At 67.0% G+C, this 23,611-nt stretch carries 16 protein-coding genes; 10 read left to right on the top strand and 6 right to left on the bottom strand.

The window, feature by feature from the left end; genetic code table 11:
• Positions 1-78 precede the first annotated feature (78 nt).
• The 3 genes from AC1DZT_RS24260 to AC1DZT_RS24250 all read left to right on the top strand — a co-directional run bounded on the left by AC1DZT_RS24260 (position 79) and on the right by AC1DZT_RS24250 (position 2,938).
• The gene (locus tag AC1DZT_RS24260) at positions 79-279 is read left to right on the top strand and encodes a hypothetical protein (RefSeq protein WP_478009229.1); all 201 of its coding nucleotides are present in this window, start codon (positions 79-81) and stop codon (positions 277-279) included.
• A gap of 108 nt (positions 280-387) precedes the next feature.
• Positions 388-1,824: a mannose-1-phosphate guanylyltransferase/mannose-6-phosphate isomerase gene (locus tag AC1DZT_RS24255; protein WP_478009228.1), complete on the top strand. Its 1,437-nt coding sequence runs from the start codon at positions 388-390 to the stop codon at positions 1,822-1,824.
• Between the two features lies 1 nt (position 1,825).
• A complete protein-coding gene (locus AC1DZT_RS24250; protein ID WP_478009227.1) occupies positions 1,826-2,938 on the top strand; it encodes an acyltransferase family protein in 1,113 nt (370 codons plus the stop codon).
• Positions 2,939-2,953: 15 nt separating this feature from the next.
• On the opposite strand, the gene AC1DZT_RS24245 is transcribed toward AC1DZT_RS24250, so the two are convergent.
• From AC1DZT_RS24245 to AC1DZT_RS24230, 4 genes are read right to left on the bottom strand one after another with little or no spacing between them, the layout of a single operon-like run.
• The gene (locus AC1DZT_RS24245) at positions 2,954-4,180 is read right to left on the bottom strand and encodes a glycosyltransferase family 4 protein (protein WP_478009226.1); all 1,227 of its coding nucleotides are present in this window, start codon (positions 4,178-4,180) and stop codon (positions 2,954-2,956) included.
• A 56-nt stretch (positions 4,181-4,236) separates the two neighbouring features.
• Complete coding sequence (locus tag AC1DZT_RS24240; protein ID WP_478009225.1) at positions 4,237-5,067, bottom strand: CpsD/CapB family tyrosine-protein kinase; 831 nt, start codon at positions 5,065-5,067, stop codon at positions 4,237-4,239.
• A 42-nt stretch (positions 5,068-5,109) separates the two neighbouring features.
• Positions 5,110-6,696 (bottom strand): GumC family protein, encoded by a 1,587-nt coding sequence (locus AC1DZT_RS24235; protein WP_478009224.1) that lies wholly within the window; start codon positions 6,694-6,696, stop codon positions 5,110-5,112.
• Positions 6,686-7,711: an ExeA family protein gene (locus AC1DZT_RS24230; protein WP_478009223.1), complete on the bottom strand. Its 1,026-nt coding sequence runs from the start codon at positions 7,709-7,711 to the stop codon at positions 6,686-6,688. The genes AC1DZT_RS24235 and AC1DZT_RS24230 overlap by 11 nt, the downstream gene beginning before the upstream one ends.
• Before the next feature lie 441 nt (positions 7,712-8,152).
• Here AC1DZT_RS24230 and AC1DZT_RS24225 point away from each other — a divergent pair, with 441 nt between their 5' ends.
• The 5 genes from AC1DZT_RS24225 (at position 8,153) to AC1DZT_RS24205 (ending at position 14,506) form a co-directional block, all read left to right on the top strand.
• The gene (locus AC1DZT_RS24225) at positions 8,153-8,839 is read left to right on the top strand and encodes a sugar transferase (RefSeq protein ID WP_478009222.1); all 687 of its coding nucleotides are present in this window, start codon (positions 8,153-8,155) and stop codon (positions 8,837-8,839) included.
• Between the two features lie 141 nt (positions 8,840-8,980).
• A complete protein-coding gene (locus AC1DZT_RS24220) occupies positions 8,981-11,587 on the top strand; it encodes a tetratricopeptide repeat protein (protein ID WP_478009221.1) in 2,607 nt (868 codons plus the stop codon).
• Between the two features lie 130 nt (positions 11,588-11,717).
• Positions 11,718-12,362, top strand: coding sequence for a polysaccharide biosynthesis/export family protein (locus tag AC1DZT_RS24215; protein WP_478009220.1), 645 nt, complete (start codon positions 11,718-11,720; stop codon positions 12,360-12,362).
• Between the two features lie 7 nt (positions 12,363-12,369).
• The gene (locus tag AC1DZT_RS24210; RefSeq protein ID WP_478009219.1) at positions 12,370-13,830 is read left to right on the top strand and encodes a hypothetical protein; all 1,461 of its coding nucleotides are present in this window, start codon (positions 12,370-12,372) and stop codon (positions 13,828-13,830) included.
• A 19-nt stretch (positions 13,831-13,849) separates the two neighbouring features.
• Positions 13,850-14,506, top strand: coding sequence for a rhomboid family intramembrane serine protease (locus AC1DZT_RS24205; protein WP_478009218.1), 657 nt, complete (start codon positions 13,850-13,852; stop codon positions 14,504-14,506).
• Between the two features lie 29 nt (positions 14,507-14,535).
• On the opposite strand, the gene AC1DZT_RS24200 is transcribed toward AC1DZT_RS24205, so the two are convergent.
• Together AC1DZT_RS24200 and AC1DZT_RS24195 are read right to left on the bottom strand one after the other, a co-directional pair.
• Positions 14,536-15,546: a calcium-binding protein gene (locus AC1DZT_RS24200; protein ID WP_478009217.1), complete on the bottom strand. Its 1,011-nt coding sequence runs from the start codon at positions 15,544-15,546 to the stop codon at positions 14,536-14,538.
• Positions 15,547-15,804: 258 nt separating this feature from the next.
• Positions 15,805-16,404, bottom strand: coding sequence for a hypothetical protein (locus AC1DZT_RS24195; protein WP_478009216.1), 600 nt, complete (start codon positions 16,402-16,404; stop codon positions 15,805-15,807).
• 413 nt (positions 16,405-16,817) lie between these two features.
• Here AC1DZT_RS24195 and AC1DZT_RS24190 point away from each other — a divergent pair, with 413 nt between their 5' ends.
• Both AC1DZT_RS24190 and AC1DZT_RS24185 read left to right on the top strand, forming a co-directional pair.
• Positions 16,818-17,534: a 4'-phosphopantetheinyl transferase family protein gene (locus AC1DZT_RS24190; protein WP_478009215.1), complete on the top strand. Its 717-nt coding sequence runs from the start codon at positions 16,818-16,820 to the stop codon at positions 17,532-17,534.
• A 323-nt stretch (positions 17,535-17,857) separates the two neighbouring features.
• Positions 17,858-23,611 (top strand): amino acid adenylation domain-containing protein (locus tag AC1DZT_RS24185; RefSeq protein ID WP_478009214.1); only part of this gene is annotated, 5,754 nt, incomplete at its 3' end.

The following is a 23,611-nucleotide window of genomic DNA, read 5'->3' as shown; positions in this document are numbered from 1 at the left end:
TCCTTTTGATAAGGATTTGGTGCCAAGCCTGAATGTGGATGGATGCGGTCTGAGGCGTGGTACGAAGGAGAGAAGTGCATGTCATTGGGTTTCGTGATGATCGGTATGGTTCTTGGGTTCGTGGCGGCGGTCACGGTCTGGATGGCGGGGGCTGGCGTCTTCATGGCCCTGCTCGCCTATTCCGGCTGTGGCGCCCTGGGCATGGTTTCGGCCGTGATCCTGGCCACGCGCCAGACGGCGGACGATCAGCATGCCAAAGGCCAGGCCCTGGCCTCCTGATAGTCCGGGGGCGGTAAAACCCCTGCGAAAAGGCGTTGTTGCACGGGCGCGGGCGATCGGCCATGCTCCAGGACATTGGTTTTTGGTTGCAGCAGCAGGTCCCGTGTCGTGATTACACCCATTCTTCTGTCCGGCGGGTCCGGAACCCGGCTTTGGCCCCTGTCCCGCAAGAGTTACCCCAAGCAATTCTCGGCCCTGACCGGGGTGGAGAGCCTGTTTCAGGCCGCAGCCCACCGCCTTTCCGGGCCGGACTGGGCCGCACCGGTGATCGTCACCAATTCCGATTTCCGCTTCATCGTCACCGAACAGCTGGAAGCGGCGGGCATCCGTCCGGGCGCCATCCTGATCGAGCCCGCCCCGCGCAACACCGGCCCGGCGATCCTGGCGGCGGCCCTGCATGTGGCGGCCGCGGACCCCGATACGCTGATGCTGGTGGCGCCCTCCGACCATGTGGTGCCCGATGCGGCGGCCTTCCGTGCCGCGGTGGCGGCGGCGGTGCCTTCGGCCGAGGCCGGCCGCATCGTCACCTTCGGCATCCGGCCGACCCGGCCGGAAACCGGCTATGGCTGGCTGGAGCTTGGGGCCGACCCCGGCGATTTCGCGCCGCGGCCGCTGCCGCTCAAGCGCTTTGTCGAAAAGCCCGATGCCGCAAGCGCCGCCGGGATGCTGGCCGCCGGCACCTATCTGTGGAACGCCGGCATCTTCCTGTTTTCGGCCCGCACCATCCTGGCCGCCTTCGAGGCCCATGCCCCGGCCATGCTGGAACCGGTGCGCGCGGCCCTGGCGGAAGGCCAGGCCGATCTGGGCTTTCTGCGGCTGGCACCGGGGCCCTGGGCCCGGGCGGAAGAGATCTCGATCGACTATGCGATCATGGAACGCGCCAGCAACCTGACCGTGGTGCCCTTCGCCGCCGGCTGGTCCGATCTGGGCGACTGGGATTCGGTCTGGCGCGAAAGCGGGCCGGACGCCCTGGGCAATGTCGCGCGCGGCCCGGTCACCGCCATCGACTGCGAGGATACGCTGCTGCGCTCCGAGGCCGAGGGGGTGGAACTGGTGGGCATCGGCCTGAAGGGCCTCGTCGCCGTGGCCATGCCCGATGCGGTGCTGATCGCCGACCGCTCCCGCGCGCAGGAGGTCAAGCTGGCCGTCTCGGCGCTCAAGGCCAAATCCGCCAAGCAGGCCGAAACCTTCCCGCGCGACCACCGCCCCTGGGGCTGGTTCGAGACGCTGGCCCTGTCGGACCGCTTCCAGGTCAAGCGCATCGTGGTCCATCCCGGCGCGGCCCTGTCCTTGCAAAGCCATCACCACCGGTCGGAACACTGGATCGTCGTCTCGGGCACCGCCAAGGTGACGGTGGATGACAAGGTCCAGCTCCTGAGCGAAAACCAGTCGGTCTATATCCCGCTCGGCGCCGTGCACCGGATGGAAAACCCCGGCAAGATCCCGATGGTCCTGATCGAGGTCCAGACCGGCGCCTATCTCGGCGAGGACGACATCATCCGCTACGAGGATGTCTATGCGCGGGGGCAGGGGGCGAAGGGGTAGCATGGAGGGGCCAGCCGTGCTTTCCGAAGGGGTCGCGCGCCCGACAGGGCTCGGGGCGTTTTCCACCTTCCGCGCGCGCAGGCGGTTTGGATCGCTCGACGGCTTGCGCTGTCTGTGCATTCTGGCCGTACTCTGGCATCACGGGCCGATCTGGGAGGCCTGGCCGGAGGGGCCGAGACTGTTGAGCCGGGGCTTCCTCGGGGTCGATTTCTTCTTCATCCTCAGCGGCTTTCTGATCACCACCCTGCTGTTGCGCGAAGCGGCGACGAAGGGGCAATTCTCGTTGCGCGGCTTCTACTGGCGGCGGCTTTTGCGCATCGTGCCGATCTATTTCCTGCTCGTGACGGTCGTCTCTGCCTGGTTCGTCTGGGGTAAAGGGCAGAGGGAATATGCCGAGCTCGTGCCGTTCTACTATCTCTTCCTCGCCAATTTCCTGACCTCGTCGATCCCGCTTCTTGCCCCCACCTGGTCTCTCGCGGTCGAAGAGCAGTATTACCTCGTCTGGCCCCTGCTGCTGCGAAGCCTGCCGCAAAAGGCGGTGCTGCCCGTGCTGGCCCTGCTCATCGCCATGAATGTGGCGGGGATCATGGGCGCCTTCGCCGGGCTGGGGATCCATGCCCTCGATGTCGGGCCCCTGCATCTGGCCCTGCCCAATGCGACCTATGCCCCGATCCTGATGGGCAGCGCGCTGGCGGTCATCCTGCACGATTCTCGCGGCTTCACCTGGCTTCATGCCGGCCTGGGCGGATGGCTGACCGCGCCGGCCCTCCTGGCGCTGCTGCTTGTCCTGGTGCAGATCCTGCCCGAGGATATGCGCGGACTTCCCAATCTTGCGACCCATCTGGTGATGACCGCCCTGCTTGCCAGCCTCATCCTGCGCGAAGACAACGGCCTGGCGCCGCTTCTCCGGCTCCGGCCGATCGCACGGGTGGGGGAGGTGAGCTACGGCATCTACCTCTACCATCTGATCGGCCTCTGGGTCGCCACCAGCCTTCTGTCGCACCTTGGCCTTGGCACACCCTGGGGGGTGCAACTGTCTTACATGGTGGTGTCCGTCCTGATCGCAGAGATCAGCTATCGCACCATCGAAGCGTGGTTCCGTCGCTTCCGCTGAAGGGCGGCGTGCCGATCAAAGCTCCAGAAGCACCCGCGCCAGCTGGGAGCCCCATGACAAGGCCGGGTCGTAAAGCCTTGGGCGCACCTGCTCGAGGTTCTTGAGCAGCGTGGCATATGCCTCCTTGTCGGTAATGAGTTCTGTCAGCGCGCGCTTGAGATCTGCAGCATCATCCACCCGGAACGACCTGCAGGCGGGACCCAGCACATCGACAGCCGGGACGATTGAACTCAGAAGCGTCGGGATGCCATGGGCCGCCCCCTCCAGCCCGACCAGGGCCAACCCCTCGTTAAACGCGCTCATCGTCGGGCAGATGATCAGATCCGTCCCGGCGATTTCACGGTGCACCCCCGCAGAGTCCAGCTTTCCAAGAAACCGCAGGTCTGCGAGCCCGGACGCCTTCACCGCCGCCCTGAGTTCATCGTCACAATTGCCGGAGCCGGCAAAGGTCAGGTCAAGATCCGGAAATTGGGGCTTGAGCGCGGTGAACACGTCCAGCAGCATGAACACACCCTTGAACCGCTCGATCCGCCCCAGATAGAGGAGTTTGCGCACGCAATGTCGCTCCTCCACCTTGTAGCGGGCGACGATCTGCGGATGTTCGGCGCGACCCCTTATCCGGCCCTGCGTGACAATGCCAACCTGGTTGGCGCATTCCGGCGAGGTGCAGACCGCGCCGTCCAAAGCCCGGCTGCGGTGTTCCAGCAGTTTCATCCGCAAGGTTGATTTGAGGCCGGCCGGCTTGCGCCCCATGGGCCAGAAGGTGTTATGCGCGGTCAGCACCAGCCTGCGCCCCCGCTTCAACCGTTTCCAGCCACTTTGGGGAAAGTCTGTGCTGGCGATCACGACATGCGGGTCGAAGGACTCGACTTTGGCAATCACGTCGCGGGCAAATTTGATCTGGCTTCTGTAGTAGCTCATCCTGCCCGTCCAGGAGGGGCGCACCACCTGGACGAACTGGACACCTGGCCCGGTCTCTGCTGGCCGAGCAAAGCCCGACACCATCTGCACCGAGGCGCCGATCCTCCTGGCCAGCTCGTAAAACTGCGCGGAATAGGTCACGCTTGGCACCCTGGGGTCGGCCTTGCCTTCTCGCCAATATTTGTAGGTGCCGACGATGTCACCGGGATCGCCGACGAAGGAAATGCGCAGCGGCCCCTCCTTGATGCCAAGATTGCGCTTTATGTCTTCGGCGGCCCCCTCCGGAACCTTGATGATCTCCTGATCCAGCCCATCACTCATTCAGAAGCCCCATACCGAAAGAGGAGGATGTTCATGCGGCGCTCCCCTGAGCAGGTTCAATAATAGCTCTGGTCATAGCCCGTGCTGGTGTCGGCAAAGGCGCATTTGTTCAGGACGGTGCCGAGCACATTGGTCAGGTGGCCGACCTCCTGTTCGCAGCGGTCGATCTGGGGCAGGGTGCTGGCACCCGCTGCCGCCACGATCAGCGCGCAGTCGACATGGGCGAAAAAGCCGAGGTTGTCGTCATTGCCCTGCATCGGCGGCGTGTCGAAGATCATGATGTCGGGCTTCCACTCGGCCTCGATCCGGTCCAGCGCCATTTCGGTGTCCAGGCTGTGCAGCAGTTCGGCCGAGCGGGGCACCGCCATGCGGTTGGTGCAGATCGCCAGATTGGGGCCGTAGCGCACCGCGTAATCGGTCAGCCGGGCCCCCGGGCGCAGCAGGCCGGGGATGTCGGGGGCGGCGGAATATTCCAGCAGATGGGCTTGCGACGGGCGGCGCAGGTCGAAATCCATCAGGATGATGCGGAACTGGCCATAGCGCGCGAGGCTCAGCGCGAGGTTGAGGCTGATCGTGCTTTTCCCGCATTTCGTGGTGGGGGAGGTCACGGCCAGCCGCGTCCAGTTCTCGGCCTTCATCTGGCGCACCACGCGCGAGCGCAGCAGGTCATAGGGCGTCGAGAATTCCGGCCCGAGGATGGCGTTCAGCCTCTGGCGCCGCGCCTGTTGCGGCGAGATCTCGATGGCCCGCAGCGCGGCCCAGTCGCCGCTGCCGGGGGCGGGGCCCTCGGGCAGCGCGGCACCGGGGCTCGGCGCCGCGGCCTCTGCGCTCTGCACCTGGCGCCGGGCGATGCGGGCCTTGGCCATTGCGGCTTCGAGTCGTTCCATCTTTCTCCCTCTCCCTCCCTGCCGTCCCGGGTGCCTTGCCCCCTAAAGCCCGAGTTTGCTGGTCATCTTGGCCATAATGATGTCCATCGGCATGTAATAACGGTCGACCAGATAGGCCCCGCCCGACAGCCCCGCGGTCAGGGCGACGAGAAACAGCGCGATGCCCAGGCGCCGGCGCAGCGTTTCGCCCGGGGTGCGGGTATAGGGGATCGTCCCGATCGGCTTGATGTCGAGATGGCGTTCCAGGTCGATCGGGCGGCGCACCGATGTGTTGAGAAGCTCCACGAGGCCGACCAGCCCGAGGCCCAGCATCAGCCCGGCTGCGGCCCCCATCGCCGCGATCCGCTTGCGGCGCGGCCGGACCGGCTTGTCGGGCACGGTGGCGGGGTCCAGCACGGCGATGCGCTGCCCCTTGGAGAGCACTTCGATCCGCTCGCCGGTCGAGGCCTTGGAGAGCCGGTCGGTCGCGGTGTTGTACTGGCCCTGGATATTGTCATAGTCGCGCTGCAGGGCCTGCAATTGCACGGCCACGCCGGCGCTGCGCTCGATCGCGTCCTTGAGGGTGGCAAGCTGCAGGCTCACATCGTCGCGCTGCTCGCTCAGCTGGATGATCTGGGCGTCCTGATCGGCCAGATGGATGTCGAGCGGCGAGGTCGAGCGCCGCGGGGCGGGATCGGCGCTTCCGGTCGCATCCGTGCCGGTCTCGTCGGGCGTGGCCTTGCCGTCCGAGGTGGCGCGGCCCAGATTGACCTTGGCCTCGAGCTCGGCGATCTTGGTCTTGATCAGGGCCACCTTGGGATTGGTCGGGGCATAGACGGCCAGGGCCTGGGTCAGGTCGATCTTCAGCTGCGCCAGCTGCTGGGCCTCGGGCGAGAGGTTGGCGCCCTGGTCGGGCAGGTCGGTCTGGCCGGAGGCGCGGTAGATGTCGATCAGGCGCTGCCTCTGGTTCTTGAGGTCCGCGATCTGGCGGTCCAGCCCGGCGAGCCTTTCCTGCAGGTTGGATTGCTGGGTCAGCCGGTAGCTTTGCGTATCGGGCAGGGCATCGGCATTCTGGTTCTGGAAGGCGAGGATCTTGGCGCTTTGCGTGGTCAGATCCGCCGAAAGCCGGTCGACCTCCTGGCGGAAGAACTGCAGCGTGTCCTGGGCCTGGGTGGTGCGGCTCGAGGTGCTGTCGGCCAGGATGCGGGTGATGTATTCATTGACCACCGCCGCCGCGACCTGCCCCGAGGGCGCATCGAAGGCGACGGTCATCAGCGTGGCCTGATCGCGCCCGGCCTGGGTGTCGATCCGGGTGGCGTCGAGCATCGCCGTCACGACGTCGTCGGGGTCCATCGTGTCCATCTTGGGCAGGGCGGCGAACTTGTGCGCGATCTCCAAGAGGTTCTGCCGGGTCAGCAGGCGCTGCTGGACGATCTGCAGCTGTTCCAGCGCCGCGGTGTCCACCGTGGGTGCGGCCAGGGCATCGGGGATCTGCGAGTTTTCCAGAAGCAGCCGCGCCGAGCTTTCATAGACCGGCGGCAGGCGGTAGGCCACGACGACCGAGATGGCCGTCACCACGAGGAAGATGATCAGGATGTAATGCAGCCGCCGCAGCAGGACCGCGAGATAATAGCGCAGATCAAGATTCATGTCCCGGCCCCTTGGTCACGGGTGGAGGCGTTTCGGATGGGGGATCGGCAGATGGGGCGGCGGCAGACGGGTCATCGCCGGCATCGGTCTTGAAATGGTCGAAGCGGACGTTGCGGTCGGCGCCGAAGGTCGGCAGCTGGGCTGCGAAGAAGAAATTGTCATGCAGCACCTCGGCCAGGATGTCGGTGTCGACATGGCGGCTTTCCAGCGTCCAGGCGTAAAGCAGCGCCATGTCGCAGAACTGGTTGATCAGCCGCGGCACGCCCTGGGTGACCTTGAAGACATAGTCCAGCGCCGCGGCGGTGAATTCCTCGCCCGACCCGCCCACCGCGCGCAGCCGGTGGATGATGAAGGCGCCGGTCGTCTCGCGGTCCAGGGGTTCGAGGTGGTAGCTGACCGCGATGCGCTGTGCCAGCTGTTCCAGATGCGGCCGGCAGATCATCTCGCGCAGCTCGGGCTGGCCCACCAGCACCAGCTGGACGACCTCATCCTTGCCGGTGTTGATATTGGTCAGCATCCGAAGCTCTTCGAGGCTTTCCTGCGACAGGTTCTGCGCCTCGTCGAAGATCAGGATGGTGCGGCGGTCGGCGGCATATTCGGCGATCATGAAATCCTGCATCGCCTGGAAGAGCTGCACATAGCCGGAATTGGGGTCGAAGGTCATGCCGAGGGAGTTCATCACCCACTGGATCAGCGCGCCGCGCCCGCCCTGGGCGTTCGAGATCAGCCCGACCGTGACCGAACCGTCGAGGGTCAGCAGCAGCTCGCGCAGGAGCGTGGTCTTGCCGCAGCCGATCGCCCCGGTCAGCAGGGTGATCGGCGCGCGCGAGACGACGCCGAATTCCAGCACCGAAAAGGCCTTGCGATACTGCGGCGACCACATGAGCAGATCGGGGTCGGGCAGCAGCGTGAAGGGGCGTTCACGAAAGCCGAAGAATTCGGCATAAAACCCCTTATGCTCGGGTCCGGTCTTTTGTGGCCGGGGCAAGGCATTGTCTTGCGAACGTCTGACCATGTCTCATTCAAACTCTTTACCGCCAACTTGCGGGGATTATGCGCCGCGCGACATATCTTCCATCTGGGCCAGACCTCGTACAAAAGCAACCCGTCAGGGTGATTCGGCTCTGAAATTCTCCCGCTACAACCAGAGGATGTAATCGGCGCGGCCAATACAGGGCACTTTCGCCTATTGTCATCTGACCCCTTCCCATCTGTTGCCAAACAAGAGACAATCCCTAGGGGGATAGCGGAAGATCTTGTCAAGATTGCGGTATCTTGCCCCCGTCGTGCCATAATCCCGTCGATTTTAATCGGAAGGCGGCGGGAATTGTTGTAACCAATGGGAGGGGGCTTTTCTCTGCCTGTTGTCTGGCGTGCCACGTTTGCTGTGGCGCGTCGGGCGGCGTGTCGCAGGCGGTATTTTGCTGGTTAAGGCGCCAGCCTTTAGGAGGTCACGGTGCGTTTTGAGCCGATCACGGTTTTTCTGGATATTGTTACCCACGGTCCCGCAGGGGTCGTCCTGCCCCAGCCGCCCGGCTTTTATCACCGGGTTCTGAAGCGTCCGATCGATGTGGCGCTGGTGCTGCTTGCCGCACCCATCATCCTGCCTGTCGTGCTGCTGATGGCCTTGCTCATCTTTCTGCATGACGGTCACCGGCCGTTCTACTGGAGCGAACGCGTCGGTCGCGGCGGGCGCACGTTCCACATGCTGAAGCTGCGGTCGATGGTGCCGGATGCCAATGCGCGTCTGCAGGCCTATCTGGCCAGCGATGCCGAGGCGGCGGAAGAATGGACGCGGACCCAGAAGCTGAAATACGACCCCCGGATCACCCGGTTCGGTCGGATGCTGCGCAAGACCTCGCTGGACGAGCTGCCGCAGTTCTGGAACGTCTTCAAGGGCGACATGGCCCTGGTCGGGCCGCGCCCGATGATGCCGGACCAGCGCCCGATCTATCCGGGCTGGGCCTATTACACGCTGCGCCCGGGTGTCACCGGTCCGTGGCAGGTGTCGGACCGCAACGAATGCGAATTCGCCCGCCGGGCGGATTTCGACCTCGATTACCACAGGGACCTGTCCTTCGTGAACGATCTGCGGCTGCTTGCGAAAACCGTCGGCGTGGTGTTGCGCGGGACGGGCTATTGACAGCCAGCCCCCGGTCCCCTCAGGTCTGGGGAGACCCGGGGAGGGGTGCCATTCAAGACTGCGGTTGGCCAGGCTTGCCATTGCCAGGGCTGGCGGCAGGATTGCTGCAAGCAGGACGTTCACATCATGATGACGGGACCCATGACGACGTGGCGCGGTGCCAGGATCCTGCTTCTGGTGGGGCTTCTGGCCCTGCTGGGGGCTTGTGAATCCGCCAAGCAGAAGGCCGAGCGCCATCTGAAATCGGCGCTGGAGCTGGTGCAGCAGGGCGATGCCGAACGCGCCACGGTCGAATTCCGCAATGTCTTCCAGCTCGACCCCGGCAACCGCGCCGCGCGGATCGCCTTTGCCGAGTTGTTGCGCGACCGCGGCAACCTGCCCGAGGCCCTGGCCCAGTACCAGAATGTCCTCGACCAGGCCCCGACCGACCTCGAGGCGCTGAAGGCCACGGCGCGCCTCATGGCCGATATCGGCAACTGGCCCGAGGCCGGCAAGCGGGCCGATGCCGCCCTGGCCCAGGCGCCCGGCGATCCGGCGATGATGGTGGTCAGGGCCGGGGCCGATTACGCCACGGCCTTCGGCTCCGGCGATGTCGATGGCCGCCGCAAGGCCGCCGCGGCCGCCGCCGCGCTGATCGCAAAACTGCCCGGGGATCTGCTGCCCCGCCGCATCGTCATCGAGAACTTCGCCCAGGACGGCGATTTCCCCGCAGCCCTGCAGGCGATCGATGCGGGGCTGGAGGTCATGCCCAAGGAAAAGGCGCTTTACCAGCTGCGTCTGACCATGCTGGCCGCCGAAAGGGACGATGCCGCCGTTGCGGACGAGCTCTTGAAGATGATCACCCTCTTCCCCGACGACCCCGGACTGGCCCCGGCGCTGGTGCGCTGGTATCTCAGCCAGAACCAGCTGGACACGGCCGAGGGCTTCCTGCGCGGCCGGGCCGAAGCGGGCGATCTGGCCTCGCGGATGGTGCTGGTGAATTTCCTGCAGCTGCACCGCTCGCCCGCCGCAGCCCTGGCCGAGATCGACAAGATCCTGGCCGCGCTGCCCGCCACCCCGCAAGCCAACCCGCCTGCCGCCCCGCCGCCGCCCGCCGCGCCGCCCGGCGCTGCCGGGGCGCCGGACGCGCCGCCGCAGGTGACGCCGGAGGATCTGCGCACGCTGCGCGCCAGCATCCTCTTCGACGAGGGCCAGCATGATGCGGCGATCTCGGCCCTCAAGGATCTTCTGGCCACGGCCAAGCCCTCGGACCAGACCCGGCGCATCAAGGTGATGCTGGCGCGGATGGAAGTGGTGGCGGGCGATCCGGTCCAGGCGCGGGCGCGGATCGAAGAGGTGCTGGCCGAGGATGCCGGCCAGTCCGAGGCCCTGAAGCTCAAGGCCAGCTGGCTGATCGCGGCCGACAAGACCGATGATGCCGTGGCCCTGCTGCGCACCGCCCTTGACACCAATCCCCGCGATGCCGAGGCGATGACGCTGATGGCCGCGGCCTACGAACGGGCGGGCAGCCGGGATCTGGTCGGCGACATGCTGGGCCAGGCGGTGGTCGCCTCGGGCCGGGCGCCGGCGGAATCGATCCGCTATGCCGATTTCCTGATCGCCGCGCAGAAATACCTGCCGGCCGAGACGCTTCTGATCGATGCGCTGCGGCTCGACCCGGCCAATGTGGCGGTTCTGGCGGATCTGGGCCGGCTCTATGTCCTGATGCAGGACTGGCCGCGCGCCGGGAGTGTCGCCGACCGCCTGGACGAGATCGCCTCGCCCGAGGCGCTGGATGTCAGCCGCCGCCTGCGCCCCTCGCTGCTGGCGGGCCAGCAGAACATGGATGCGGCGATCGGCTATCTGCAGGGCTCGGCCCAGGGCGCCGACAGCAGCAGTCTGGGCACGCGGACCCGGCTCTTGCACGCCTACCTGGCCAACAACCAGCCCGACAAGGCCCGCGCCCTCGCGCAGGACATGCTGGCCAAGGCGCCCGACGACCCGGCGACCCGCTTCATCGTGGCCACCGTGCTGGGGGCCACCGGCGATGCCGCCGGGGCGGAGACGGTCTACCGCGATCTCGTGCGCCAGGACCCCGGCCGGGTCGTGGTCTGGTCGGCGCTGGTCCGTCTGCTGGTGCAGGCCGGCCAGGCGCCGCAGGCCGAGACGGCCCTGGACGAGGCCCTGACCCATCGCCCCGATGCCAGCGACCTTCTGATGCTCAAGGCCGGGTTCCAGGAACAGCACCAGGACATCGCGGGTGCCACCGCGACCTATGACAAGCTCTATGCCGCCGATTCCGACAACCTGGTGCTGGCCAACAATCTGGCCTCGATGCTGGTGAGCGGCGTTGCCGATCCGGCGAAACTGGACCCGGCCAAGCTGGACCGCGCCTGGCTGGTCGCGCGCCGGATGAAGGACACGACCGAGCCCGCCTATGCCGATACCTATGGCTGGATCACCCGGCTGCGCGGCAACCCGACCGAGGCGCTGCCCTATCTGGAAATCGCGGCCCGGGGCCTGCCCGGGGACCCGCTGGTCCAGTTCCACCTGGCCGAGACCTATCAGGCGCTGGGGCGCAGCCCGGAGGCCCAGGCCCAATATGGCAAGGTCCTGGCCCTGGTGCCCGCCGATGATGCCCGCGATTTCGTGCAGGCCGCCCGGCAGGGCGCCACGGCCACCCCCGCCGCGGCCACCCCCGCCGCGGCCACTTCCGCCGCACCGGCCCCTGCCGTACCCGCCCCGCCGCCCGCTGCGGGGGGCAACTGATGGCCGGGCCACAAACTGTGGCTGTCATGGTACGTTTGTCTGCCGACTGGCGCGGGTGTCCTGCCGCGTGTTGCCGTTCCGGCGTGCCGGGGCTTAGTGTTGAACATCATTACCTTGCAGAGCGAAGATCATGTCGAAATTCCTAAGACCCCTGCTCACGCTTCTGGCGTTCCTGGTTCTCGTCCCCGTGGTTCTGGCGCCTGTGCTGCTGACGGCCCCGGCCGCCATGGCCCAGAGCAGCTACAAGATCAGCCCCGGCGACATCCTGCAGCTTGAAGTCATCGAGGACCCCTCGCTGAACCGCAATCTTCTGGTCCTGCCGGATGGCAGCATCACGGTGCCTTCGGGCGGGACGATCCGGGCCGGGGGGCATACGATCCCCGAGGTGCAATCCGCCGTGACCCAGATGCTGGCGCCGAATTTCGCCAAGTCGCCGACGGTCAACCTGGCGGTGGGCCAGCTCGCGCCGCCGCGCACGGGCAGCGGCACGGCCAAGAAGGCCACGCTGCCGGTCTATGCCATCGGCGAGGTCGCCAAGCCCGGCCGGATCGATGTGGAACGCGGCACGACGCTTCTGCAATTCCTGGCCGAAAGCGGCGGGCTGACGCCCTTTGCCGCCACCAAGCGCATCCAGCTGCGCCGCACCGATGCCGCGGGTCAGGAACGCTCCTACCTCTTCAACTATGATGCCGTGATGTCCGGGGCCCAGACCACCGTCATCACCCTGCAGAAGGGCGATGTGATCATCGTTCCGCAGCGCCGCCTTTTCGAATGAAATGACCATGGCGCGTTGGGGGGCGGGTCTGGTGGGGCGAGGTCTGGGCATGTGCGGCAGCACTGTCTGCGGGCTTGCCCTGCTGTTGTCCGCCTCTGCCGCCCTGGGCCAGAGCCTGGCGCTGCCGGGCACGCCTGCGGCGGGTGCCGCGCCCGATCCGGCCACCAGCCAGAATCTGCGGCCGCCGCCGCGGCTGAGCTTCGATCTGTCCAGCGGGCTGACCTATGACGACAACCCCGATCTGGCGGTGACCGGCGGCAAGGCCGAGACCCGGTTCGACACCCGGATGGGCCTGAACCTGAACCGGCAGACCCGCAACACCTCGCTGGCGCTGTCGCTGGGTGCCATGGCGCGGGCAAGTTCGGGCGACGGGTCCGGGCTGCGCGAGCCCTCGGCCCGGCTGGACTACAAGACCGACACCGGCGCCACCCGGCTGAGCCTCAACGGGCTTTACCAGCAGACCCCGGTCGATACCTTCAGCCCGGCGCTTCTGTCGGATGGCACGATCGCGGGCAGCGATCTGGTGGCCACCACCGGCACGATCACCAGCAGGACCGCCGGGTTCAATTTCGAGACCGGGGTCAAGGCGCCGCTCGGCTTCACGCTGGCCGGCCAGTATGACGGGCGCAGCTACAGCAACACCACCGATCCGGGCCTTTTCGACACCACGGTGCGCAGCCTGTCGACCGGGGTGATCTGGCGCATGGCCTCGGGGGCGGAGGTGACGCTCGGGGCCGAGGCCGATACCACCGATTACGCCAATCTGACCCAGACCAGCCGGCGCAGCCATGCGGTGACCCTGGGCTATGACGCGCCGCTGCGGCCGGATCTGAAGTTGAAGCTGAGCCTTGGCCAGAGCACGGCCACCGGCAAGGATGCCGGGGTGGAGACCTTCCGTTCCTCGGGCCTGATCGGCAGCATCGGGCTGGAACAGACCCGGGTCAATGGCAAGGCCACCGCCACCCTGAGCTCGGAACGCGATGTGCTGGGCGCCCGCCAGACCCTGAGCTTCGGTCGCAGCCTGACCCTGCGCACCGGCAGCCTCGATGCGACGCTCGGGGTTTCGGGGCGCAGCGGCGGCGCGCTGGAGCCGGTCGGCAGCCTGACCTACGAGCGCATCCTGCCGTCGGACCGCTTCAACCTCAGCCTGTCGCGGCAGATCGCGCTCAATTCCGACAATGTCGACCAGGCCAGCACCTTCGTGGATTTCGGCTGGCAGCACCGGATCAATGCCGTCTCCAGCCTTGGCCTGTCGCTGAACCTGGCGGCGGTGGGCGGGGCGGGCAATGGCACGGTGACCGGGGCCAGCCGCAGCACGCTGCGCGCCAGCTGGTCGCATGATCTGGCGCGGGACTGGCAGCTGACGACGGGCTATCAGTACCGCAACACCGACCAGTCCGGCAGCAGTTCCGCCACCTCCAACTCGGTCTTCCTGACCGTCAGCCGCAAGTTCACGCTGCAGCCCTGAGGCGGGCCCCCGGAGCATCATGACCCAGAAGCCCCTCCGCCGCCCGAGGCTTCCGAATCTGGCGGCCAGCCTCTGGCTCTTGCTGGCGCTGTGTCTTCTGCCCGAGCTTGTGCTGTCGGGGGCCGATCTCGGGCTTTGGGGGGCGCCGTCCTGGCGCGGGATCGCCTATGCCTGGGCCGGGTTCTGGCCGGGGCTGCTGCATGACTGGGCGCCGAATTATCCGGGCCAGGTCTGGGTGATGTTCGTGACCTATGGTTTTCTGCATGCCGGGATCGTGCATCTTCTGGTCAACATGATGTCGCTCGTCTCGCTGGGGCGGGCGGTGACCGACCGGGTGGGGCAGGGCGGCTTCTGGGGGATCTATGGCCTGGCGCTTCTGGGCGGGGGCCTGGGCTTTGGCCTGCTGAGCCAGGCGCCCAACCCGATGGTCGGCGCCTCGGGGGCGCTGTTCGGCCTGGCGGGGGCGCTGATCCTCTGGGGCTTTGTCGACCGCTGCCGCGCCGGGCAGGGGCTCTGGCCGATCGGGCGGGCGCTGCTCTGGCTGGTGGCGCTCAACCTGATCCTCTGGGCGGCCACCGGGGGGCGGCTGGCCTGGCAGACCCATCTCGGCGGTTTTCTGGCCGGCGCCGTGGCCGCGGCGGGGGTGGAAGCCTGGCAGGACCGGCGGGCGGGCTGAGCGCCCGGGGCGCGGGTCAGAGGATCAGATCAGAGAATCAGGTCATGGGCGGTCAGGGCGGTGACGCCGACCAGGACCAGGCTGGCATCCGTCGTGCCATTGCCGTCGGTATCGATCTGCAGCCGGTGGGTGGATGCCTCGAAACGCACCTCGCCCGCGGTCTGCGAGAAGTGCCGGGTGCCGATGAAATGCAGCGTGTCGAAGGCGAGCTCGATGCGGTCCTGGCCCGGGACGAAATCCTTGATCACATCGGCGGTCGTCTGGATGCCCATCTCGGCCGCGGCAGAGAAGACGAAGACATCCGCCCCGGTGCCGCCCCAGAGCTGGTCCCGCCCGAAGCCGCCGGCGATGAGGTCGCGCCCGCCGCCGCCATAGATCACGTCGTCGCCATAACTGCCCGAGATCGTGTCGCCCAGCCGGCCGCCCTCGATGCGGTCGGACCCGATGCCGCCGGTGATCTGGTCATGGCCATAGCCGCCGTAGAAGAAATTGCGCCGCGCATCGGTGCCGTCGTCCGACAGGAAATCGTCCAGCCCGGTGCCCATCAGCGTGTCGCGGCCATTGCCGCCCGCGGCGATGTGGCAATGGCGCAAGAGATCGGCCCCGTCGCCGCCATAGGCGTTCCAGATGCCGGTCAGCGTATCGGCGCCGCTGTCGCCATAGGCCAGGATGCGGTTGGTCCGATAGGAGGTCCCCGGCCCGCCGATGATGACATCGGCACCGCTTCCGCCCGCGAAATAGCCAAGCTGTCCGGTGCCATGCAGCGTGTCGGCCCCGTCGCCGCCAAAGAGATTGGCGCTGTCACAGGCGGGCATCATGCGCAGCAGGTCATTGCCGGCATCGCCGAAGGCCACCACATGCAGATAGGCGGCGCTCGGCTGCGAGATCCGGAGGATATCTGCCCCATTTCCGCCATAAAGCGTGTCGAAGTTGCTCAGATTGATCAGGGTGTCATTGCCGTCCAGACCGCTGATCACCTCGGCCGCCGAGGTGTCTTGCAGGCGATTGTCCCCCGCCGTCCCGAGAATCTCACTGGCCACAAGCGTTCCTCGCCACAATTTCGTCACAAAGGTTAACGGTCTGACCCCCGATCGGCAATCCGCAGCCCCGCCAGAGCTGCGCAAGTGGAAACAATCCGCCGAGCCGCCGCCCGGGACGGTGGCCGGCAGGGGGGGTCAGGCGGAGGTCAGGCGGAGGTCAGGTGGAGGGGTTTGGGGCAGAAGGGCCGGGCCAAAACAGAAAGGCGCCCGTGGGCGCCTTTCCTTGGGGTCTGTGGATCTTGTGAACCGGCTTGCGGATCAGACCGACTTGCCCGACTTGCGGCGCATGACCAGGCCCATCAGCGCGAAGCTGCCCAGAAGCAGCGGCAGGCCGGCAGGCAGGGGAACGGCCGACAATTGGCCATAGATGTTCATGTGCGACAGGCCCTGGCTGCTGATCGTCCAAGACCCGCTGGTCACGCCATCGGGCAGGCCGAAGGCCGCCCAGTCCGGGTTGAACTGCCCTTCGCCGCTTTTCAGGGCAAGAACGAGGTTGGTCCAGATCGATCCGGCCGGCGGCGGGGTCAGCAGATTGGCAAAGTCGATGCTGAAGGTGCCCGAGGTGGTGCCCAGACCGGTGAGCGTGATCCCCGAACCGGCAAGATCGCTCTTGTCGATCATGCTGTAGCCGGCCCCGAGGAAGGCCAGAAGCGGATCCTGCGCGGGATTGCCGTTGATGTTGCCCACGCCGGAGGTGATGCAGGTCGTGGCGACCGTCGTCGTCAGGGAGAACTCCCGATCGGTGGTCTCGGGTGTGCCCGGGCAATTCACGGTCGCGGCATGTGCCCCGAGGGCGCCAAGGCCCAGCCCCAGCGCCAGGGCTGCGACCTTCAGGGGTTTCGCGAAATCGAAATGCATTTCAGTTGCTCCAATTCATTGAAAGAGGGACCCTGGCGGGACCCGCACCGTTACCCCACGTGCTGGAATCGCCAATAAGCAATCACAATTTAGACACATTTACGCCATTAATCAAATTATTTAAATGCAGGTTATTGTGGAGGGAATCCTTAAAATAGGGCGCAACTCAAGGATGATTCACCTCTGGATTCATCGGGATAAAGATCTGCCCTTGTGATTATTGTTGCCGAATTGGAAATAGTGGCACCGCAGCCTGCGCGCCCCCACCTTGAGCCCGCAACTTGAGGGCCCTTGGGCCCCGTGTTAGGTTTTCCCGCGCCGCCCGGGTGGGCCCCTGCGGGACGGAAAGAACAGCCTTGGGCGATTCTCGACACAGTCAGCGCTGGAGCGCGCTTGCCGGCCCGAGCGCGGAGGTGGCCGGTCTTTTCGGCAGTCTGTTTGCTGGGCTTTTTGGCGGGCTGCCGCCGCAGACCCCGGTCCAGGCCTATCGCAGCACAGCCCCGGCCGGGCCGGGGGATGTGCATCCTGCCGAATGGCTGCTTGTGGCGGCGGCCGCGCCGCGCCGGCAGGCGGATTTCCTGAACGGGCGGGTCTGTGCCCATGCCGGCCTGCAGGCCCTCGGGATGGCCGATGCGCCGGTCGGGATCGGCGCCAGGGGCATGCCGCTCTGGCCGCAGGGGGTGGCGGGCAGCATCGCGCATTGCGAGGGCTTTTGTGCCGCGGTGGTGGCCCGCAAGGCGGGTGGGCCTGCGGGGCAGGGCGGCGGGCTGCGCAGCCTCGGCCTCGATATCGAGCGGTGGGCGCGGATGGACCTGGCCTATGCCCCGCATATCCTGACCGGGGCCGAGCAGCGGGACCTTCTCGCCCCCGATCCTGCCCGCGATGGCTTCCTCGCCGACCCGGCGCTTCGCCTGGCGCTGGTCTTCAGCGCCAAGGAGGCCTTCTACAAGGCGCAGTTCCCGCTGAGCGGGCAATTCCTCGATTTCCGGGCGGTTTCGGTCGGCCTCGCACGGACGGGCTTTACAGTGCGGCTGGAACAGCCCATCGCAGGACTGGGCGACAGCGGGGGACATTTTGCCGGTCGATACGCTATTCTGGAGCATCACGTTCTCACCGGCCTGATTCTGTAACGGACCCGTCTTTCGTGCGGCAGGGCCGCAGGAGGGGGAGCCTGCGGCGTGGCGGATTTGGCGCAGGATATCCTGCGGGATATGCCCTTCTGGTTGCGCCACGGTTTTGCCACGCCGGGCGGCTAGTCTGTCATGCCTGCACGACTGGCGGCGGATCGGTCACTTTGCCGCAAGCCGGGGGCCAATATCGACGCCAATTGCATTGACGGGATTGTGAACGTGAACGAGCATGACGGGAACCGGACAGGAGTCGCCTCTGGCGGGGGGCCTATTGGGTCCGGACAGCGTATACGAAAGTGAATTCTGGTATGAATGACGGCGGTGTGCCGCGGCGTGATGTCAATTCAGAGGTGGCGGGAGAGGGCGCTTCCTTTGCCAGCCCGGACCCCTGCCTGCACGCCAGATTCGAACGTCAGGTCCTGCGCGCGCCCGATGCGGTGGCGCTGGTCTGTCAGGGCGTCGCGCTGAGCTATGCCGAATTGAACGCCCGGGCCAACCGGCTGGCGCATCACCTGCTGGATCTGGGCGTGGCGCCGGGGCAGCTGGTGGGCCTGCATGTCGAACGGGGCATCGGCACCGTCGTGGGGATCCTCGCGATCCTCAAGGCGGGCGGGGCCTATCTGCCGCTCGACCCGGTCTATCCGGCCGAACGCATCCGCTTCATGCTGGAGGATTCCCAGGCCCCGATCGTGATAAGCGATGCGAGCCTGGCCGATGGGCTGGCGGGCAGCTCTGCCCGGCTGGTGCTGATGGATGCCGGGGCCGAGACCGCCTCCGGGGAAAACCCGACCCGCCCGGTCGCGGGCGAGGATCTGGCCTATGTGATCTATACCTCCGGCTCGACGGGCAAGCCCAAGGGCGTGCAGATCACCCATCACAATGTGACGCGGCTGTTTGACTCCACCGCTGCCTGGTATCGCTTCGGCCCCTGCGATGTCTGGACGCTGTTCCATTCCTATTCCTTCGACTTCTCGGTCTGGGAGATCTGGGGCGCGCTGCTTTATGGCGGCCGCGTCGTCGTGGTGCCGCAGGAGGTCAGCCGCTCCACCGAGGCTTTCCGCGAGCTTCTGGTGCGCGAAGGGGTCACGGTGCTGAACCAGACCCCCTCGGCCTTCCGCCAGCTGATCAAGGCCGACATGGCCGGGCCGCCGGCCGATTACGCGCTGCGCTATGTGATCTTCGGCGGCGAGGCGCTGGAATATCAAAGCCTGCGCCCCTGGTTCGACCGCTATGGCGATCGCCGGCCGCAGCTGGTGAACATGTATGGCATCACCGAAACCACGGTCCATGTGACCTGGCGCCCGGTCTCGGCCGCCGATCTGGATGCCGCCCTGGGCAGCGTCATCGGGGAACCCATTCCCGATCTGCAGCTTTATATCCTGAACGCGGCGGGCGAGATCGCCGCGACGGGGGAAACCGGCGAGATGTATGTGGGCGGCGCAGGTGTGGCGAAGGGCTATCTGAACCGGCCGGAACTCACCGCCGAGCGCTTTCTGGCGGACCCTTTCTCGACCATGCCCGGGGCGCGGCTCTACCGCACCGGCGACCTTGCCCGGCGCCTGGTCAATGGCGAGATCGAATACCAGGGCCGCATCGACCATCAGGTGAAGATCCGCGGCTTCCGGATCGAGCTGGGCGAGATCGAGGCGAGTATCGCCACCGATCCGGCGATCCGCGAAGTGGCGGTCCTCGCGCGGGAGGAGATGCCCGGCGACTGGCGCCTCGTGGCCTATGTCGTGGCCCCCGGCTTCCAGGGCGACATCGCCACCCGCCTGCGCGACCGGCTGCGCGTGACGCTGCCGGAATATATGGTGCCCTCGTGGTTCGTCACACTCGAGGCCCTGCCCCTGACCGAAAACGGCAAGGTCGACCGCCGCGCCCTGCCGGCGCCGGATCGCCGGACCACCCAGGCCGATTACAAGGCCCCCGAAACCCCGCAGGAAGCATTGGTCGCCCGGGTCTGGGGCGAGGTCCTGGGGCTGGAGCGTATCGGCACCGCGGATGATTTCTTCGCGCTTGGCGGCCATTCGCTTCTGGTGATCGACGTGATCCAGCGTCTGCGCGCCGAGGGCCTGTGCATCGAGGCCAGCCAGATCTTCCTGACCCCGACCGTCGCCGCCGTGGCCGCCGCCGCCGTGGCCGAGGTGGCCGGGGCGGCAGTTCCGCCCAATCTCATTCCAAACGATTGTTTGGAAATCACCCCGGCCATGTTGCCTCTGGTGACTCTGGAGCCGGCCGACATCGCCCGGATCGTCGCCGCCGTGCCGGGGGGTGCCGCCAATATCCAGGACATCTACCCGCTGGCCCCCCTGCAGGAGGGGATGCTCTTCCACCACCGGATGGGCGGGGCGGGCGATCTCTATCTGGTCAGCACGCTCTTTGCCGCCCCCGACCGCGCGGCGATCGACCGCTATCTTGCGGCGCTGCAACAGGTCATCGACCGCCATGACGTGCTGCGCACCGCCTTCCTCTGGGAGGGGCTTGCCGAACCGGTGCAGGTGGTCTGCCGCAGGGCGCCGCTGGATGTCGCGGTGCTGGATCTCGACCCGGCCGAGGGCGATATCGCAGGCCAGCTTCTGGCGCGTTTCGATCCGCAGCACGTCCGCATCGATCTGGGCCGGGCGCCGGTCATCCGCATCTTCCTCGCCCATGATCCGGTGCAGGGCCGCTGGGTCATGCTGCGCCTTCATCATCACCTGATGGAGGATCACACCGCCGACGAGATCATCAGCGAAGAGATCATCGCCCTTCTGGGTGGCGCGGGGGACAGCCTGCCCGAACCGCTGCCCTATCGCAATTTCGTGGCCCATGCCCGCCAGGTGGCAGGCTCCGAGGCGCATCGTCGCTTCTTCACCGCGATGCTGGGCGATGTGGATGAGCCCACGCTGCCCTTCGGGCTGAGCGATGCCACCGGCGGCGCGGCCCCGATCCATGAGGCCCGCCGCCCGGTCGAGGCGAGGCTGGCCGCCCGTCTGCGCCGACTGGCGCATCAGAACCGCGTCGGGGCGGCGAGCCTCTTCCACCTCGCCTGGGCGCGGGTGGTGGCGCAATGTTCGGGCCGCGAGGATGTGGTCTTCGGCACCGTGCTCTTCGGCCGGATGCATGCCGGCCCGGGGGCGGAACGCATCGTCGGGCCGCTGATCAACACCCTGCCGCTGCGCCTGAAACTGGGCCATGCCAGCGTGGCCGAGGCCCTGCGCCAGACCCATGAGGCGATGGCCGCCCTGCTGAGCTATGAACAGGCGGCGCTGGTGCTGGCGCAGGGCTGTTCCGGCGTGGCGGCCAATGCGCCGCTGTTCAGCGCACTGATCAATTACCGCCATCTCAAGATCAGGGCCGAGGCCGGAACCCAGCTGCCCCATGCCATGGCCGCCGCCGTCAGCCGGATGGGGCTGGAGCTTTTGCGCTTCGAAGAGCGCACCAACTTCCCCTTCGAACTGTCGGTGGATGACATCGGCGACGGCTTCCTTCTGGAAGCCCAGGTCCAGATGCCGATCGATCCGCAACGCGTCTGCGCCTATATGCACCGCGCGCTGGAAGAGCTGGCCGCGGCGCTGGAAACCGCGCCTGACCGCGCGGTCGGCAGCCTCGACATCCTGCCGGCCGAGGAGCGCCAGCTTGTCGTCGCAGGCTGGAACGACACCGCCCGCGACTATGCCGGCGCCGCGCATGCGGGTCTTGGACGGGCGGACCGCCTGCACCTGATGATCGAGGCCCAGGCCGCCGCGACGCCCGACGCCGTGGCGCTGGAATTCGAGGGCGAAACCCTCAGCTACGATGCCCTCAACCGCCGCGCCAACCAGCTGGCCCGCGTCCTGCGCGCCCGTGGCGTCGGCCCCGATGTGCTGGTCGGGGTCTTTGCCGAACGTTCGTTCGAAATGGTTCTGGCCCTGCTGGCGGTGCTGAAGGCGGGGGGCGCCTATGTGCCGCTCGACCCCTCCTATCCGGCCGACCGGCTGGGCAACATGCTGGAGGATGCCCGCGCCCCGGTGGTGCTGGCCCAGCCGCATATCGCGGCCCTGCTGCCCGAAACCGCCGCCGAGGTCCTGCTGCTTGCCCCCGAAACCTGGGCCCTTCAGGACGCGGCCAACCTGCCCGACACCGGCAGCGGTTCGGATCTGGCCTATGTGCTGTTCACCTCCGGCTCCACCGGGCGGCCCAAGGGCGCGATGAACGAACATGGCGCCATCTGCAACCGCCTGCTCTGGATGCAGGAAGAATATGGCCTGACCCCCGCCGACCATGTGCTGCAGAAGACGCCCTTCAGCTTCGACGTCTCGGTCTGGGAGTTCTTCTGGCCGCTGATGGTGGGCGCGCGCCTGGTGATTGCCCGCCCCGAAGGCCACCGCGATGCGGCCTATCTGGTGGACCTGATCCGCAGCGCGCGGATCACCACGCTGCATTTCGTGCCCTCGATGCTGCGGATCTTCGTGGAACAGGACGGGCTGGAGGCCTGCACCACCCTGCGCCTGGTGATGTGCAGCGGCGAGGCCCTGCCTTACGAACTGGTCAAGCGCTTCCTCGCGCGGCTGCCGGCGGCGGGCCTGCACAATCTTTACGGCCCGACCGAGGCGGCGGTGGATGTGACCTACTGGCCCTGCCGGCTGGAACCCGGTCGCAGCAGCGTGCCGATCGGCTATCCGGTGGCCAATACCCAGATCTATATCCTCGACACCCGGCTGCAGCCGGTGCCGGTCGGGGTGGTGGGCGAGATTTTCATCGGCGGCGTGCAGGTCGGGCGCGGCTATGTCGGGCGCGACGATCTGACGGCGGCGCGTTTCCTGCCCGATCCCTTCGCCGCCGAAGTCAGCCCGGGGCGGAAGGGCGCGCGGCTTTACCGCACCGGCGATCTGGGCAAGCATCTGCCCGATGGCGCGGTGGAATATCTCGGCCGCACCGATTTCCAGGTCAAGATCCGCGGCCAGCGCATCGAGCTGGGTGAGATCGAGGCGGTGCTGGACAAGCATCCCCGGGTTGGCCAGAGCGTGGTCATGGCGCGCCCCGACCCCAATGGCGGCTTGCGCCTGGTGGCCTATGTCGTGCCGCTTGCGGCGCAGGACCAGGGCCCGCCCGAAGGGACTGCCCTGCGCGATTACCTCGCCGCCGAAGTGCCCAGCTACATGGTGCCCGCGGCCTTCGTGGTGCTGGAGGCGCTGCCGCTCACCTCCTCCGGCAAGGTCGACCGCAAGGCGCTGCCCGAACCCGGCCCGAGCGCGGCGCGCGACGGCTATGTCGCCCCGCGCACCCCGGCCGAGGCCGATCTGGCCCGCATCTTCGCCGAGGTCCTGTCGCTGGAAACGGTCGGCATCCACGACAATTTCTTCGAACTCGGCGGCCATTCCCTGCTGGCCATCGGCGTCATCGAGCGGATGCGGCGGATCGGCCTCAAGGTCGATGTGCGCACCATCTTCACCACGCCCACGGTGGCCGAACTGGCGGCCGCGGTCGGCGAGGAGACCGGCCTCGTCGCGGTGCCGCCGAACCTCATCCCGCCGGGATGCACCGAGATCACGCCCGAGATGCTGCCGCTGATCCGGCTGAGCGCGGAACAGATCGCCGGCATCGCCGCCCGGGTGCCGGGCGGGATGGCGAATATCCAGGACATCTATCCGCTGGCCACGCTGCAGGAAGGCTTCCTCTTCCACCACCGCCTGACCACCGAGGGCGACCTCTACATCATGGCGACCCAGTTCGCCTTCGATGACCGCGCCAGCCTCGACCGCTATATCGCCGCCCTGCAATTCGTGATCGACCGCAACGACATCCTGCGCACCGCCTTCTTCTGGGACGGGCTGCCGGAACCTGTGCAGGTCGTCTGCCGCCAGGCGCCGCTGGTCGTCGAGGAAGTCGAGGTCAGCGCCGAGGGCATGACCATCGCCGAGGCGCTTCTGGCGCGGTTCAACCTGCTGAACCAGCGCTTCGACATGCAGGTCCCGCCGATGATCCGGATCTACATCGCGCAGGACAAGGCCAGCGGCCGCTGGATCTTCCACCAGCTGACCCATCACATGATGGACGACCAGACCTCGGTCAACCTGCAGGAACGCGAGATCGAGGCCTATCTGCAGGTCTGCAGG

This window comes from Rhodobacter sp. P1_C2 (assembly GCF_056406375.1).
This window is presented reverse-complemented; position numbering and strand designations above follow the sequence as displayed.